This window comes from Flagellimonas iocasae (genome assembly GCF_042682725.1).
Classification (GTDB): domain Bacteria; phylum Bacteroidota; class Bacteroidia; order Flavobacteriales; family Flavobacteriaceae; genus Flagellimonas; species Flagellimonas iocasae.
In genome coordinates, this window is record NZ_JBHUHU010000003.1 from 952,650 (window position 1) to 968,434 (window position 15,785).

At 42.6% G+C, this 15,785-nt stretch carries 17 protein-coding genes; 4 read left to right on the top strand and 13 right to left on the bottom strand.

All coding sequences use genetic code 11. From position 1 onward, the window contains the following. Positions 1 to 59: 59 nt before the first annotated feature. From ACFSJE_RS11525 to ACFSJE_RS11540, 4 genes are all read right to left on the bottom strand, one after another. Complete coding sequence (locus tag ACFSJE_RS11525; protein WP_379831123.1) at positions 60 to 3,191, bottom strand: WD40/YVTN/BNR-like repeat-containing protein; 3,132 nt, start codon at positions 3,189 to 3,191, stop codon at positions 60 to 62. Between the two features lie 81 nt (positions 3,192 to 3,272). Continuing rightward, positions 3,273 to 3,752, bottom strand: a complete 480-nt coding sequence (locus tag ACFSJE_RS11530; protein ID WP_379831124.1) for a hypothetical protein — start codon at positions 3,750 to 3,752, stop codon at positions 3,273 to 3,275. A 3-nt stretch (positions 3,753 to 3,755) separates the two neighbouring features. Beyond that, positions 3,756 to 4,514, bottom strand: a complete 759-nt coding sequence (locus tag ACFSJE_RS11535) for an SDR family NAD(P)-dependent oxidoreductase (protein ID WP_379831125.1) — start codon at positions 4,512 to 4,514, stop codon at positions 3,756 to 3,758. 47 nt (positions 4,515 to 4,561) lie between these two features. Further along, a complete protein-coding gene (locus ACFSJE_RS11540) occupies positions 4,562 to 5,281 on the bottom strand; it encodes a DUF6090 family protein (RefSeq protein WP_379831126.1) in 720 nt (239 codons plus the stop codon). Between the two features lie 111 nt (positions 5,282 to 5,392). Here ACFSJE_RS11540 and ACFSJE_RS11545 point away from each other — a divergent pair, with 111 nt between their 5' ends. Genes ACFSJE_RS11545 through ACFSJE_RS11560 form a run of 4 tightly spaced genes read left to right on the top strand, consistent with a single transcriptional unit; the run spans position 5,393 to position 8,697 of the window. After that, on the top strand, positions 5,393 to 7,432 hold the full coding sequence (locus ACFSJE_RS11545) for a S9 family peptidase (RefSeq protein ID WP_379831127.1): 2,040 nt from the start codon (positions 5,393 to 5,395) through the stop codon (positions 7,430 to 7,432). Continuing rightward, on the top strand, positions 7,425 to 7,859 hold the full coding sequence (locus tag ACFSJE_RS11550; protein WP_379831128.1) for a PH domain-containing protein: 435 nt from the start codon (positions 7,425 to 7,427) through the stop codon (positions 7,857 to 7,859). Before ACFSJE_RS11545 ends, ACFSJE_RS11550 begins: the two co-directional genes overlap by 8 nt. Positions 7,860 to 7,883: 24 nt before the next feature. After that, complete coding sequence (locus ACFSJE_RS11555) at positions 7,884 to 8,291, top strand: DUF2141 domain-containing protein (protein ID WP_379831129.1); 408 nt, start codon at positions 7,884 to 7,886, stop codon at positions 8,289 to 8,291. Positions 8,292 to 8,304: 13 nt separating this feature from the next. Then, positions 8,305 to 8,697: a DUF423 domain-containing protein gene (locus ACFSJE_RS11560; RefSeq protein ID WP_379831130.1), complete on the top strand. Its 393-nt coding sequence runs from the start codon at positions 8,305 to 8,307 to the stop codon at positions 8,695 to 8,697. Position 8,698: 1 nt separating this feature from the next. Here the strand turns inward: ACFSJE_RS11560 and ACFSJE_RS11565 are convergent, their stop codons facing one another. The 9 genes from ACFSJE_RS11565 to ACFSJE_RS11605 all read right to left on the bottom strand — a co-directional run bounded on the left by ACFSJE_RS11565 (position 8,699) and on the right by ACFSJE_RS11605 (position 15,780). Then, complete coding sequence (locus tag ACFSJE_RS11565; protein ID WP_379831131.1) at positions 8,699 to 9,748, bottom strand: DUF4369 domain-containing protein; 1,050 nt, start codon at positions 9,746 to 9,748, stop codon at positions 8,699 to 8,701. Positions 9,749 to 9,760: 12 nt separating this feature from the next. Further along, positions 9,761 to 10,474, bottom strand: a complete 714-nt coding sequence (locus ACFSJE_RS11570; protein WP_379831132.1) for a DUF4097 family beta strand repeat-containing protein — start codon at positions 10,472 to 10,474, stop codon at positions 9,761 to 9,763. A gap of 37 nt (positions 10,475 to 10,511) precedes the next feature. Continuing rightward, complete coding sequence (locus ACFSJE_RS11575) at positions 10,512 to 11,264, bottom strand: DUF4097 family beta strand repeat-containing protein (RefSeq protein WP_379831133.1); 753 nt, start codon at positions 11,262 to 11,264, stop codon at positions 10,512 to 10,514. A gap of 20 nt (positions 11,265 to 11,284) precedes the next feature. Further along, the gene (locus ACFSJE_RS11580; protein WP_379831134.1) at positions 11,285 to 12,073 is read right to left on the bottom strand and encodes a HEAT repeat domain-containing protein; all 789 of its coding nucleotides are present in this window, start codon (positions 12,071 to 12,073) and stop codon (positions 11,285 to 11,287) included. A gap of 2 nt (positions 12,074 to 12,075) precedes the next feature. Further along, positions 12,076 to 12,600, bottom strand: a complete 525-nt coding sequence (locus ACFSJE_RS11585) for an RNA polymerase sigma factor (protein WP_379831135.1) — start codon at positions 12,598 to 12,600, stop codon at positions 12,076 to 12,078. Between the two features lie 106 nt (positions 12,601 to 12,706). Continuing rightward, entirely contained in the window at positions 12,707 to 13,108 is a 402-nt protein-coding gene (locus ACFSJE_RS11590; RefSeq protein ID WP_379831136.1) for a TonB-dependent receptor, read from the bottom strand. Positions 13,109 to 13,172: 64 nt separating this feature from the next. Then, a complete protein-coding gene (locus ACFSJE_RS11595; protein WP_379831137.1) occupies positions 13,173 to 13,319 on the bottom strand; it encodes a hypothetical protein in 147 nt (48 codons plus the stop codon). After that, on the bottom strand, positions 13,319 to 15,541 hold the full coding sequence (feoB, locus tag ACFSJE_RS11600; protein ID WP_379831138.1) for a ferrous iron transport protein B: 2,223 nt from the start codon (positions 15,539 to 15,541) through the stop codon (positions 13,319 to 13,321). Before feoB ends, ACFSJE_RS11595 begins: the two co-directional genes overlap by 1 nt. Beyond that, the gene (locus ACFSJE_RS11605; RefSeq protein ID WP_379831139.1) at positions 15,538 to 15,780 is read right to left on the bottom strand and encodes a FeoA family protein; all 243 of its coding nucleotides are present in this window, start codon (positions 15,778 to 15,780) and stop codon (positions 15,538 to 15,540) included. Before ACFSJE_RS11605 ends, feoB begins: the two co-directional genes overlap by 4 nt. Positions 15,781 to 15,785: the final 5 nt, after the last annotated feature.

Genomic DNA, 15,785 nt, shown 5'->3' on the forward strand with positions numbered 1-15,785 from the left:
GGCTTCCTTTAAAGATAGCACATTTTGAGGCCAGCATCAATTTTTGCTTACTCCAAACTTTATTGCTTGATATTTATGGGCATATTGATGTTGTTTTTCTCCATAATGGCTTGGATTTTTGGCAGTTGCTTGTCCAAAGCCTCATTCAATTTGGCCATGTGCATATCCAGCTCTTTTGAAAGTTCATCATAAACCTCATAAGCCGCATCCGTGGGTTTGGCATCGCCTGTTTCAATGCTTCGCTGAAGGGCGTTGAGTCTATTGTTCAACTTTATGGGGAAGTTTAGTGGGTCTTGGCCCGACTGGTTTTTCGTTTGATATAGATCTTCCTCAATCTCAGTTAAGGTGCCCGTAAAATCTTCGGACAACTTTTTAAATTGTCTGCTGGAAATTCCCTTGCCCAAACTATCCAATTGCTTTCGAATTTCCCGAATTTTTATGACCGCCTCATTAGCAATCGTGGCCTTTTCAGTGATTTTCGAAGCCAACTCAAATTGTGCTTGAAGGTCAGCCGCGGTCACTCCTTTTAAATTAGGGTCCATGGTGATGTCAAAAGGTGTGGTTGCCACCACTTCTTCACCCACTTTCATACGAATTTTATAGGTGCCCAGTGGAGCAATAGGTCCTCTATCTGCCTTTGCGCCCCAGATGATGATGCCATCAAAAGTGGTAGGCCCTGGATAACGAAGGTTCCATGAAAAATTGTTTAAACCTTTGGCTGTAGTGGGTTTGGTGGTATCGTTGCCGCCATACCAAGAGGAACTGCTTTTTTCTTCATATTTGGGTTGACTTCCACCGAAAGCATCAATCAAGTTGTCATTCGCATCCAGAATTTCAAAGGTGATGGAATCCACCTGTTCTTGAAGACGATATTGGAAGGTAGCGTCATAAATACCTCTAATGGCAGCTGTGGGTTTGAACAAGGTTTGTTTTTTGGTAAGTAACTCATCTGAATATTCCCGGAAGGGTTGAATGTCATCCAATATCCAGAAACCTCTACCGTGCGAACCCAATACCACATCGTTGTCCTTGATGACCAAATCCCGGATAGGTGTATCGGGCAAATTCAGTTGTAGAGATTGCCAATCATCTCCATCGTTGATGGAAAAGTAAACCCCATGTTCTGTGGCTAAAAACAGTAATCCTTCCCTTTCATGATCTTCACGGATGGCGCGGGCAAAATGACCAGGGGCTATTCCATTGATGATTTTGGTCCAGGTTTTACCAAAATCGTGGGTTTTAAAGACATAAGGCTCGCGGTCGTCCACTTGATATCGGTTAGCGGCCACATACAAAGTACCTGGGTTATGGGTCGACTCTTCAATAATGCTTACTCTGGAGAACTTAGGGAGGTCGGTCGGAGTAATATCCGTCCAGTTTTTTCCGCCATCTCGGGTGATGTGGATTTTTCCATCATCAGAACCTGCCCAAATGGTATTGATATCGTGGTTTGATGGAGCCAAAGCAAAAACAGTAGCGTAGATTTCAGGTCCATTCATATCATTGGTAATCACACCTCCCGTTTTTCCCAAAGTTGCAGGGTCTGCATAGGTAAGGTCTGGACTGATTTTCTCCCACGTTTGTCCATCATTGGTAGTTTTCCAAACATGCTGCGAACAGGTATACATTACACTGGGGTCCTTTGGCGCAAACATGATTGGGAAGGTCCATTGCCAACGCTCTGGCAGGGCACTTGCGGGCTCTCCAGAGAAAAACCGCGGATACACTTGAATATCCCTAATCTGTCCATTGCTTCGGTCGTATCGTGTAAGCAATGCTCCTTGACTTCCTGCATAAAAAATATCGGGATTGGTTGGGCTTTGGGTAATCCATCCGCTTTCACCACCTCCCACGGCATAGTACCATCCGTGATTTGCCCCCATTCGAGCCTGCATAAAGTCCCATCCTTCACTTGGCATGGCCAAAGTGGTATTGTCCTGTTGCGCTCCCACTACGTGGTAAGGCACATCACTAGTGGCCATGACATGGTAGAACTGTGAGGTAGGATAATCTTCTTCGGTCCACGTTTTTCCACCATTGATGCTCACCGTTCCTCCACCATCATTGGAACTGATCATTCGGTCTGGGTTGTTTGGGTCAATCCACAGATCATGGTTGTCGCCATGGGGAACTTCAATTTCAACATCAAAGGTTTTTCCGCCATCCGTCGATTTATGGAAATCCACATTCAAGCCATACACCACATCTTTATCTTTTGGGTCGGCATAAATTCGGGAATAGTAAAAAGCACGTTGTCTCAATTTACGCTCATTGTTGGTGAGTTCCCAAGTCTTTCCGGCATCATCGGACCGAAAAACACCTCCTTCATTGGCTTCCACAACGGCCCAAACCCGGTTTGAATCAACCGGAGAAACGGTTACCCCAATCTTTCCGATGGGTCCTTTGGGCATTCCTGGATTTTGGGTAAGGTCGGTCCATGTTTCCCCACCGTCAGTGGATTTCCACAATTTACAATCGGGTCCACCACCCCACATTTTCCATGCCTTTCGATATACTTGCCAAGTACTGGCGTACAACACATTTGGATTGTTTCGGTCAATGATTAGGTCAGCTGCACCAGCCTTGGGGCTGACATACAACACTTTTTTCCAAGTTTTTCCACCATCTGTGCTTTTAAAAACCCCGCGCTCTTCATTGTCTCCATACGGATGTCCGAGTGCGGCAACATACACAATGTTCTCGTTGGTTGGGTCCACCCGAACCCGTGCAATGGCCTGAGTTTCTTTTAAACCGAGATGGGTCCAGGTTTTTCCACCATCCGTTGTTTTGTACACCCCATCACCTTGGGTGATACTTCCCCGCAACTGGGTTTCTCCCATTCCGATATAAACCACATCAGGATTGGTCTCTGCCACTGCAACGGCCCCGACAGAGGAGCTCGTGACTTGGCCATCGGTTACACAAGACCAGGTATTTCCACCATCAATGGTTTTCCAAAGACCTCCTCCGGTAGCACCAAAATAGTATTCGTTTGGACGGGATGGACTTCCGGCGCATCCCAAGGAACGACCACCGCGGTTGGGGCCAATATTTCGCCACTCAAATCCGCTGTAAAAACTGGTGTCCACAGCTGTAGTATTTTGGGCATTTTGGAATTGAATAAGAAGAATGGAGAGAAAAAAGGTAAGTATTACCTGAATCCTCGTTGAGGTTGGGTGAGATTTCATCATGTAAAATTGAGTTGTTAGTCGAACCCCAATTTACTGAAACTTTTTGAATCGATTCAAAGTTGAATAACGGTTAAAGGCGATTTATTTAACATGAAGTTCTTCCAAAATCATGGAATAGTCGTGCTGAAGGTCTTCGTGAAGCGCTGGTATTTTCTTTTCAATATAGTCCAACTGGCGATTGTATAGATTTTTGAGGGTCGTGTTCCGTTGTATGGAGGGGCGAAACGACTTCAATTTTTCACAGAAGTACAATAACAATTCCACTTCGGTGGCCTTGTCACCCGAATAGCGGGCATACTTTTTTAGCGTCCGAAGGATTTTCCGAACACTTTTTTTAATGTAGAAATAACTGTTGACGTTGATTTCCGCGAACATGGTATCCACTTCTTCTTTTACCGCTTGAACATAACCTTCTTCACTATCAGATTCAAAAAGTAGGTAGGTGAGCAGTTCTTTGTTCTCCTTTTTAAAGCGCGCCAATCGAAGGCAGAGTTGCGTTACTTCTTCTTGCGATTTAAACTGGAGTTCTTTTTTGATTTGAGCAACGGTGGCAGCCTTCATAGATTAACTTCTTAGGTAGGATGCGCCGTTTACATCAATAATGGTTCCTGAGGAATAGGCCGCTTCATCCGAAGCCAAAAATAGAATGGCATGGGCCACTTCTTCCGGGCGGGCCATGCGCTTAAAGGGGGATTCCCGTAAAAGATTTTCGCGTTCTTCAGGGGTAAGGGTCTTGGCTGCCATTTCGGTTTCGGTAAAACCGGGGGCGACCACACCGACATAAATGTTATGGGGCGCCAATTTTTTGGCCAAGGATTGACTCATGGCGTTCAAGGCAGCCTTGCTGGCACCATAGGCAGGCTTTGTGGGTTCACCACGGAAAGCACCTCTAGAGGAAACATTGACAATATGACCTCCGCCGGTTTTTATCATAGCCTGGGCGGCCCAATAGCAGAGATTAGCTACGGCAAAAAGGTTGGTTTCAAAGGTTTTTTCCCAAGCATGGGTCCAATGGTCAAAATCAACCGAATCAATTTCATGGAAAATGGAAATCCCTGCATTGTTCACCAACACATCCAAACGTCCAAATTTGGTAACAAAATCATTGATCAAGGCTTCGGTCTCTGACTTTTGGGAAATATCTCTCTTGAAAAGTTGATGCCCTCCACCGGGCAATTCCTTCAACGTGTGTTCGGCAGCTTCATCATTGCTTTTATAATTAAGTCCAACTTTTGCGCCTTTTTTGGCAAAGGCCATAGCAGTTGCTTTTCCGATGCCTCTGGAAGCACCTGTCACAAGCACATATTTGTTGGTGAAATCCATTAATGTGGTTTTGTACAAAGGTCAATCTTAATTCACAATTCTAAAAATTAATCAAGGTTAGGATTGACTTCTGAAGATATCATTTGGTGTATAGTCCGATTTCTTATCAAAGTGTTTTTGTAATAAAACAAAATACCATTGATGAGCAATCGTTTTAAGTCTATTGCGTTCAAAACAAAAATTTCATCGTCTTTGCTCATACTACTTTTAGAGCCTTTAAAAATGCCTCCCTCTATCTCCAATAGTTTTGGGCCAATGGTTTGTCTTGTATACGTCTCGTCTGCGGCCAATTGCTGGTTGGTATAGTTGTTTAGATCGTTATAATAATTGAACAATGAATCCACTATGGATTGATTTGATATCAATTCCAACTTCCCCGTTGAAATCAAATTGTCGAAAGTGGATGTTTGGGGTTGAAATCTAAACAGGCCAATAAGTGAACGGAACATATTTTCGCTTGTGAAATCTTTGAGCTTTTTATCTCGTATTAGAGCTTCCAAACTATTCAAACTGTCCAAGGTGAAATTCAATTGTCGCATTCTATTGCTCAAATAAACCGTGTCTTGTACCAAGTTGACCTGAAGTTTTTTCAAATAAAATTGTTCCTCGTTTCTGCTAATTTTTTCTTGGTTCCAAGTGTTGATTTGCAAGGCCAACAATATTCCAATAACTACCAAAACAATTTCACCAATGGCATAAAGGAGATAATTGGTGAATTTGTTCTCTGATAACAGCGTTTTTCGGATTTTCTGAAAAATCTTGGGCATGGCGGTTCTTTGTCCTAAATATAATAAGTAATGTATTGTTGTGCTGCTAAAAATGGTGGTTGTTGAAATCAGATGTTTCCGTTACCTTTAAAATCTTCAAAAATCAGAACCATGCGCAAACTATTTCTTTTCCTTTTCATTGGAGCGTTTATTCAGTTTTCTTCAGCACAAAAAAAGGACTTTTCCTATCTTGATATTTTTGACCTGCAATACGTAAATGACCCTCAAATTTCACCAAATGGCGAATGGGTGGTTTATCAACGAATGGCTTTTGATATCATGAACGATAATACCTCTGGAAACCTTTGGCTGATCAAAACGGATGGAAGTCAAAACCAAAAGCTTACTGGAAGGGAGGTTGGCGAAAGTAATCCCCGATGGTCACCCAATGGAGACCGAATTGCATTCACAAGCAGCACGGATGAAGGTTCTGAAATTTATATGTACTGGGTAGGCACGGGTAACGTGGCGAAATTGACCCAACTTCCGTTCAGTCCTAGTTCCTTGACGTGGTCCCCAGATGGTCAGCAACTGACCTTTTCCATGAATGTGCCTGAAGCACCACCCGTCATTGCCAAAATTCCAGCGAAACCCAAAGGTGCAAAATGGGAAGAAGCGCCAAGAATCACAGACCGTTTGTATCACGAAGCGGATGGTAGAGGGTACATTGCCCCAGGGTTCAACCACATCTTTGTGGTTCCTGCCAATGGAGGTGCTCCACGCCAGATTACTTCTGGAAATTGGCATCACCGAGGTACCTTGTCTTGGTCCAAGGACGGATCTAAAATTTATTTTTCAGCGAATAGAGTGGAAGATTGGGAATACCGTTTCCGAAACAGTGAAATCTATTCAGTGGAAGTAGAAACCGGAAATATTGTGGCCCTGACAGACCGCAATGGACCCGATAGTGACCCTCAGGTTTCCCCAGATGGAAAATACATTGCTTATGTGGGTTATGAGGATAAGGTGCAGGCGCATCAGACGGATAAATTGCACATCATGAATGTGGATGGGAGCAATCAACATGTCATTTCCGAAGGATTGGATAGGTCCGTTGCAGACATCAAGTGGAATGCAAAAGGGGATGGGGTATATGTCTATTATGATGATAAAGGAAATGGAAAAGTAGGGCTGATTTCCCTTGACGGAAAGACCACAAAGCTTGTGGACAATGTTGGGGGTACTACTTTGGGCAGACCCTATTCCGGCGGTTCGTACAGCGTTTCCAATAATGGCACCATTGCCTACACCCAAACACGACCTGAGTACCCAGCCGATTTGGCCATCCTAGCGCCAAAATCAAAACGTGTGGATAGAATTACCAGCCTAAACAATGCATTGCTCAACTACAGAAACTTGGGTACGGTAGAGGAGATTTGGTACAAATCTTCAGTGGATGGACGTGATATTCAGGGTTGGGTGATGTTTCCTCCCAATTACGACTCAAACAAAAAATATCCGTTTATGGTGGAGAACCATGGCGGGCCCATTGCCAATTATGGTGACCGATTTTCCATAGAAATGCAACTCTATGCCGCTGCGGGCTATATCGTTTTCTATCCGAATCCAAGAGGAAGTACCAGCTATGGCGAAGAGTTTGCCAACTTGTTGTACAATAATTACCCCGGTGAGGATTACAATGATGTGATGGATGGAGTGGACTTCTGTATTCAAAAAGGCATCGCCCATGAAGACCAATTGTTTGTGACCGGAGGTAGTGCTGGAGGAATCATGTCGGCCTGGATCATAGGCAAGAATAACCGTTTTGAAGCGGCCGTGGTGGCCAAACCGGTAATGAATTGGATTAGCAAGACTTTGACAGCGGATAACTATTTTTATTATGCCGAAAACCGGTATCCCGGTCAGCCTTGGGAAAATTTTGAAGGGTACTGGAAATTTTCTCCCCTTTCGCTCGTTGGTAATGTACAGACCCCAACGATGGTGATGGTGGGGATGAACGATTTGCGAACACCTCCCAGTGAGGCCAAGCAACTGTATCATGCCCTAAAGCTTCGGAAAATTGAGACCGTTTTGGTGGAAATTCCCGGAGCGGGTCATGGAATTGCCAACAAGCCGAGCAATTTAATGACCAAAGTGGCCCATACCCTTGCTTGGTTCGATAAGTTTAGAACAGATAAAGAAAATGAATAAGAAGAAAAGACATTGGTTGTGGAACCTACTCATTGTTCTAACACTGATAGTCTGTTTGCTTGCCTTTGTGGCCCATTACAAAAATTGGTACAGTGTTGAGGAAGGGCAATTCAGCATTTTTTCAGGAATATATCGCCAACAAATACCCATATCTGAAATAGACAGTATCCTCTTCGAAGCAAAACTGCCAGAAATGGAACGTTCTTCTGGATTTTCTTGGATGGCCAAGGAGAAAGGGGTATTCAAGGATTCCATTCACCATACCAAAGTCTATGTTTTTGTGGATGATTTACGGCAACAAAAGATAAAACTGGTGCACCACGACTCGCTTAAACTGTATTTTAATACCCAAGATAGTCTGGAGACCCAAAAAATATATGCTATTTTGCAAGCCAAAATGCAAGACAACCTCGAAACGTCAAAGTAGAATCTTTAGTAATTCTTCCTAACCATGAGAATGATTTTTTTCGGGATTTTGTTGTTGCCCTTGTCGCTTTTCGCGCAGAATACAATTTCGGTATATGTAAAAAATGTGGATTCCACCAATGGCCATGTCAAAGTGGCCCTATATGACTCCGATGAGACCTTTTTGTCGTTCGACAAGGTGTTGAAATCGGGAAGTGCTCCAGCACATAAAGGAATCGTTACCCTGCAAATAGAGGATTTGCCGATAGGGGAATATGCGCTAGCCGTCTTCCATGACGAAAATGGAAACGGAAAGCTGGACACCAATTGGTTGGGCATTCCAAAAGAAAAGGTAGCTTTTTCCAGAGCAAAAATGAAGACTTTTGGACCGCCCAAATACAAGGAGTGTGCGTTTCAGGTCAACTCAGATTATGAGATCAGTATAGATCTTTAAAAAACAACAAACTATGGGGACTATTTTTTTGACACAGCTGATGGGAGCCGTTTATGGACTTTTGGCTGTCGTATTTGGCGCTTTTGGTGCCCATGCCCTAAAAAAGAAATTGACCCCCGAACTGCTTCATAGTTTTGAGACAGGGGTCAAATATCAAATGTACCATGCGATTGTGTTGTTGGTCCTAGGCTTCAACCTTAGTTTTGATGGACCGTTGGATTCGGCCATTGTCAACTGCTTTATTTTTGGGACGCTTTTGTTTTCTTTTAGTATCTATGCTCTTTGCTTGGGAGCGGCAAAAGGAAACAAACCCCGTTTTTTAGGCCCTGTGACCCCGCTCGGGGGACTACTTTTGGTCATTGGATGGGCCTTGTTGCTCTATTCCTTCGTTGCCAATTTAATTTAAATCAGTTTAAAAGTAGTTTGTCAATCTCCTTTTCAATACTGTTTTCTCCTTCGTAAAACCCGACGAACGATTTAACCACTACTCCATTTTTATCAATCAAAAAGGAGTTTGGAATGGCGGTAACGGCATACTTGTGTACATTTTCACTTTTCATTCCATTTAAATCCGATATGTTCAACCAAGAGATTTTATCATCCAGACTGGCTTTTTTCCACCATTTCATTTTGGTGTCAAGAGAATAGCTTATAAGTTTAAAGTCTTCTTTATCATATTTATCCACCAACTTCGGAAATTCCTTTTTGTTCTGTTGCCGACAGGGCACACAGCCCGTCCCCCAGAAATCCAATAGAATTACTTTTCCATAGTAATCGGACAATCTGTGCTCAACACCATATAGGTCAGACCCCACAATATCCCTGAACTTGTCCCCAGGTTTTATATCAACGGCCTTGGCATATGCCAGCAGTTCTTGCCCCTTTTGGGAGTTTGAATTGATGGAATCCAACTTCTCGTAGAACAAAAACAAACTATCTTTTGTAACCTGTTTTTTTCGATAAAGTAAATTGGTCAGGGTCATTTGGTTGTTGGCATTGGAGAAGAGAAAATCAAGTTGATTGTCCCATCTATTGTCCTCATCACTTTTAAGGGTGATGGAATCGTATTGGGCTAGAAGTTTATTTTGCTTGGAACCAATCACCTTTGCATTGATAAAGTCTGAATATTCTCCTTCAATTAGGATCGTGGCATTCTCCAAATAGAAATACGTATAAGGATCTATTGGCTTATTCTGTTTATCATAAAAGTTCAGATAGCATAGCGATGGAAGCTCCACTTTTCCAGAGAATTTGAAACTTTCGTTGATAACAAATGCCGAATCTATGTTTTTATCGATGTCTCTATTGTATAGATAGACCTTTGTGCTGTCAGGAAAATTTTTTGCAGTGACCGAAAGTTCAAACGTGTCTTGTGGACTTGACTTTTTTGTTTTCTGGCAAGACAAGAGGGTGTCAACAATCAACAGCAATAAAAATGTTGTCTTATAATAGTTCATTTATATACAATTTTAAAGTCTCAGGTACATATTTCCGTTTATGGTGTTCAGTTTTAGACGATGCGTGGCCTTGTCAAAACTTCCCTCCACTTTTTGACCCACAACGCGATCGGTAACCTTGAGATTTAGGTTTTCATCGGCATAGATGCTGCCGTGTATGGTCTCGGCGACCAGTCTAGAATTTTTCATCACCAGATCAATTTCTCCATTGATGGTCTTAAGGTCCATATCACCATCATAGGTTTTGATGTCGATATTGCCATTGATCAAATCCGCGGTAAAATTGCCTTCAATGACTTCAGCTCTTAGGTCACCATTGATGCTACTTACCTTAAAACGGGCATTTTTTGGTACATACATCACATAATTGAATTCATAGGTGTTTCCGTTGAAATAGTAGCGCTTCTTTTTGTCGGGGTTGTTTGTGTTCCACTCATCATGGAAAGCCTTGAACACGGCTTTGGCATCAGAAGCAATGGTAATGGAACTGCTGCTTTCATCAATATCGAGCTTGTAAAGGTCTAGGAACTTCCCATCTTCAGTGGTGATATCCGCTTTGAAATACACCGTGGACTTATCCCATGTCTTTACCTCAATGTCCGAAGCAAACTTTACATCAAGGTCAATAAATTGGCCGGTATAATTGATGTTCTTTTCGATGATTTTTTGAGCGTTTAGAGATAGCACGGACAATCCCACGAACGCTGTGAAGACTAATTTTTTCATGACTGTTTGTTTTTTGATTTTAGAATTTAATTGATGCTTATTTCTTCCTTAAATACATGTTTCCATTAGTTGATTTCATTGAAATTCGAACGCCACCTCCATTAATGGAAGCTTTAATGTCCCTACCCAAGACGGATTTTAACCCGTCCTTATTCGCAGCCTTCACGTCAAAATCGGTATACACATTTCCGTTAAGGGTACTCAGGGCAAGATTGGCCGGAGTGTTGGAGGGAAGGCTGACATCAACAGGGCCATTAGTGGAATATAGGGATATGGGTGAATCTTGTTTTACTTTATCAAAAACCACCTCAAGATTACCGTTTAGGGTGTTGGCGGTAACAGGTCCATTTACGTTCACTATCTTCAGGTCTCCGTTAAGCTGGGCATCGGCTTCTATTTCTCCCGAAAAACCATCGATTTCAATATCCCCGTACCAGGTACTTTTTACGGCAATGTTTTGTGATGCGGGTAGATATATCTCACCCCCTTGATCTCTTCTCAAGTTGTATACAATAAGAGTGTTGCCATCCTGTACTACGGAAAAACCAACGTTGGTGTTGTCCGTACCCCCTTCCCCCACTAATTTTAGCCCTTTTGCCCTTTCGGGGGCCTTGATTTCTGGCCCGGATTTGATTAAAATCTCGTTGGCACTATGGGTTTTTACAACAATATCCGTATTCGAACTGATTTTTACCCATTGTATCCCATTTAAGGATTTGGTGTAATCACCTTGTGCCTTGGCGATCGTGCCCATAAAAAGGACCATTAAAATGAATGTGAATTTTCTCATGATTTTTCGCTTTTTGATGTTTATGTTAAAGTTGGCAATACTGCCCTGATTTGCTCTTTGATAAAAGGTTGTGTGTCTTCTTTTTCCAACAGTTTTTTCATGGGTGCTGCCGCTTTCTTTTCCTGTATCTGCACCAATGCCTGAATAATAGCTACCTGAATACTGGGGTTTTTCTCTTTTCCCAAAGCCTCGATAAAAGTGGATTTGACGGCCTCGGAAGTGGTAAACTTGGCCAAGGCCTCAAAGGCGGTCAATCGGACGTTGTCGTTTTCATCATACAAGAGCCGGTTGCCCAAAGCCTCAATGATGGCTTCATCGGGTTGCTCAAATTTTTCAATGTAATTGACTCCTTGGATGCGCTTGCTCGCAGATTGGTTTTCCATGAGGGAAAGCATGGCCGTTTGTTTCATCTGGTCAGCTTCATCTTGAAGTTGTGCCATATCCCCTTCCATCTTTCGCTGCTCCAATAAACTGCCCATTTGAAAAGCCGCTACCAGCAGGGCAATACTAGCGGCAATCTTAAGGATATTGTTCGCCCAATTTGATTTTTTAGCGGTGGAAAGCGTCATCACTTTGCCCAAATTGGCCTTTTCTATCTCTAAAGCCTGCTCAAATTGGATTTTGAGCCTATCTGATGGCACTGAAATGGCTTCCGATTCGAAAGCATTGAACAACAATTTCATTTCCTCAAGTTCCTGCTGACATTTTGGGCAATTGGATAAATGTTGCTCCACCTGCTTTTGCTGTTCGGCCATCAGGACTCCATCCAAATATTCGGGAATCAAGTCTAAAACATGGTTCTTTTCCATGGTCAATTATTTTCTAGATATATTTTTTTCAATTTTTTTAAAACCCTGCAGACTTTAGTTTTTACAGCACCTGGGGTGCTTCCCATCATTTCTGCGAGCTCTTCATACCTTATTTCCTTGAAGCGATTTAGAATGACCAAATCACGATCGGCAGGATCCAATTGGTTGAGGGCATGCTGAAGTTGTGAATAGTCTTCCTGTACATCATTCTCGTCCTCTGCAAGTTTATATTCAAGTACATCAAGTTTTTCATAAGGATTGTGGTTTCGGGTAAAATGTCCCCTTAGATTATTCCGTGCTATGGTGAACAGCCAAGACACAAACGAACCATTTTTATAGGAACTTCGATACTTAATCAACTTGTAAAACACATCTTGTGTAAGATCTTCGCTCAACATGCTATCGCCGGACATCTTGTACAAATAATGGTACACATGTTTATGATGTCGGTCAAAAAGAACCTTGAGCAGATCTAAATTGCCCTCGGCAACTTTTTGCATCAGTATTTCATCTGAAAGTGTTTCCAAGCAATGTTTCTAGTTGGCGTTTGTATTAAATAGTCAGGAAATTGAAAAAGGTTACATGCAGCGCATTATTTTTTAAAGTTTTCGGAAAAAATAAGAAGTTCTGTGATCAGTAAGTTGTGATTTTGATGACACCACTCCCGCCACGTACACCATATTCGGCTGCCTCTGAACCAGTAATTGCTTCGATTTTTTTCACATTGAAACTATCGACCAGTTGATTAACGGAACGAAATGAGTTACCAACGATATAGCCATTAAGCACATAGAGAGGCTCTGTAGGTGTACCACCAAAAATTTGATTTGTGGCTTTTGTAAAATAGGGGACATTGTTTCTGAGTGTAACCCCGGGCAATTGACGAATGCGTTGAAGAAGGGAAACATTGCCCTTGTTCCGCTCTTCCAGCTCTTTGGAAATGTTTTTGGTGCTGGTGGTTGGAGCCTTAGTGCTAGAGCAACTTCCAAATATGAGGAAGAATGCCAAAAAGCTGATGTGAAGTAGACGCCTCATGGAAATGAATTATTCCACAAGCTATTAATTTTTAGTGATATAGAATAGAAAAAGGGGGAGTTAATCAGCTGCAGCCACAATTATCCTGCCCGCATTTGGAACCTTTCTTTTTTCCATAGATCAAAGATTTGGGCAGAAGAAATTTCCAGACCAAATACCCTACGGCAACGGCTAGGGTGATATAGACCAATATTTGCTGAAAACTTTCCATTAGCTAAGAATTTGATAGGCAGCTAAAGCTACAAGATACGCAAAAACACTCATAAATGCCAGTTGGTACAGGGGCCATTTCCAAGAGTTTGTCTCTCGTTTTACAATAGCCAAGGTGCTCATACATTGCATGGCAAAGGCATAAAACAACATCAAAGAGATTCCAGAAGCCAAATTGAATAAAGGTTGGCCCGAGGCATCCAACTCGGCCGCCATTCGGTTTTTAATGGTCTCTTCTTCATCGCTTCCCACGCTGTAAATCGTGGCCAACGTTCCTACAAATACTTCTCGCGCGGCAAAGGAAGTTAGCACGGCAATTCCAATCTTCCAGTCGTAGCCCAAAGGCCTGACCAAAGGTTCAAAAGCTTTTCCAGCTTGGCCAATGTACGAATGCTCCAATTTGTAACTGGCAATTTCTTGAGCCTTGGCTCTTTCGGATAAATCATCCTTGATGGCTTGAATGGAATCCTGAACTTGTTTGGAGTTGATGTTACCGTCATTGGATTTCACCTCTTGTTCATATGCACTGATGTGGTTCTGGATATAATTTTTACTGTAGGTGGTTAGACCTTGATTCTCGATACGTTCAGATACAATGTCCTCCGCATTCCTAAAATTTTCGGAATATCCGTTGGACCCCAAAAACCAAAGTACAATGGAAATCGCCAGAATAATCTTTCCCGCACCGAACACAAAGCTCTTGGTCTTTTCCAATACGGTGTAGGCCACATTTTTGATAAGAGGTAGTCGGTAGGTGGGCATTTCCACCATAAAAACAGACCGACTTTTTATTTTCAGGATTTTGTTCAGAATCATGGCGGAGAAAATGGCCATGCCAAATCCAATGAGATACAACAGCATCAAAGTGAGAGCTTGATAGCTCACTCCCAAGATTTTTCCTTCTGGAATAACAAGGGCAATCAAAATAAGATAAACCGGTAAGCGAGCGGAACAGGTGGTAAAAGGGGTTACCAAAATGGTAATCAATCGCTCTTTCCAATTTTCAATGGTTCGGGTGGCCATAACTGCAGGAATGGCGCAAGCTGTACCCGAAATAAGGGGCACCACACTTTTTCCACTCAATCCAAAGGGGCGCATCAATCGGTCCATTAAAAAGACCACGCGACTCATGTACCCAGATTCTTCCAACAATGAAATAAACAGGAACAAAAATGCAATTTGGGGGACAAAAATGACTATCCCACCAATCCCGGCCAAGATTCCTTCGGCCAGTAAATCCGTAAAAACACCAGGAGGTAACGTATTCTTTATCCATTCGCTTGCCGCCGCAAATTGAACATCAATTACATCTTGCGGGTAGGAACTCCATTCAAAAATAGCTTGAAAAATAAGCATCAGAATGGCGAAGAAAATCAGGTATCCAAAAACTTTATGGGTGAGGACCTTGTCTATGGATGCACGGAGACCTTTGGCCGCCAAGATGTCCACCTTGTAGGTTTCTTTTAGGGTATTGTTGATGAATTGGTAGCGCAGCACAGTTTCTTTATGCTGTAACTTTTTTAGCTCATCCTTGGATTTTGTGGAAAAGTCAGTGGTATCCTGAATCCTCTTTTTCTCGATGGGCATAAAGTTGACATCTTGTGTGATGACCAACCATAATTTATAGAGGTCTTCCTTTGGGAAGGTCTTTTGCAAACGATCAAAATACTCAGGGGCGATTCGAGATGCATTCACATTCGGCGAAGTGGACAGACTTTTATAGTCGGCAATAAGTTCCTTCACGCGGCCGATGCCTTCACCTTTTCGAGTACTCACCAATGCAATTTTGGTGTCGAGCTTTTGCTCCATGGCCTCAACATCTATGGAAATACCCTTTCGAGACATACGATCGGCCATGTTTATGACCAAAATGGTGGGAATACGAAGGTCTTTGATCTGTGTAAAGAGCAGGAGGTTCCTTTTCAGGTTCTCCACATCACTGATGACCACGGCCACATCGGGAAAATCCTTGTCATTTTTATTGAGGAGCAACTCAACCACCACACTTTCATCCAACGAAGTGGTATTGAGACTATACGTTCCAGGGAGATCCAGAATATGGGCTTTTACCCCTCTGGGCAACTTGCAAATACCCTCTTTCTTTTCAACGGTGATGCCGGGATAGTTCCCCACCTTTTGTTTAAGACCGGTAAGCTGATTGAAAACTGAGGTTTTTCCGGTATTGGGATTACCGACTAGCGCAACATTGATGTTTTTACTCATAGGCTGGGGTTATCTTCAACAATGTCCAGCTCAATGAGTTGTGCCAGTGACCGTCTAATGGCAATATGACTTCCACTTAAATTGATATAAATGGGGTCCTTTAGGGGGGCAACTTGAACCAGTTCAACACTGTTGCCAGGCAAACAACCCAGTTCCAACAATTTTATGGGAAGAATATGTTCTGAAAAATCCTTAATAATCCCCTTTTGTCCGTATGCCAAGTCCGCTACCGTCGCCACTAATC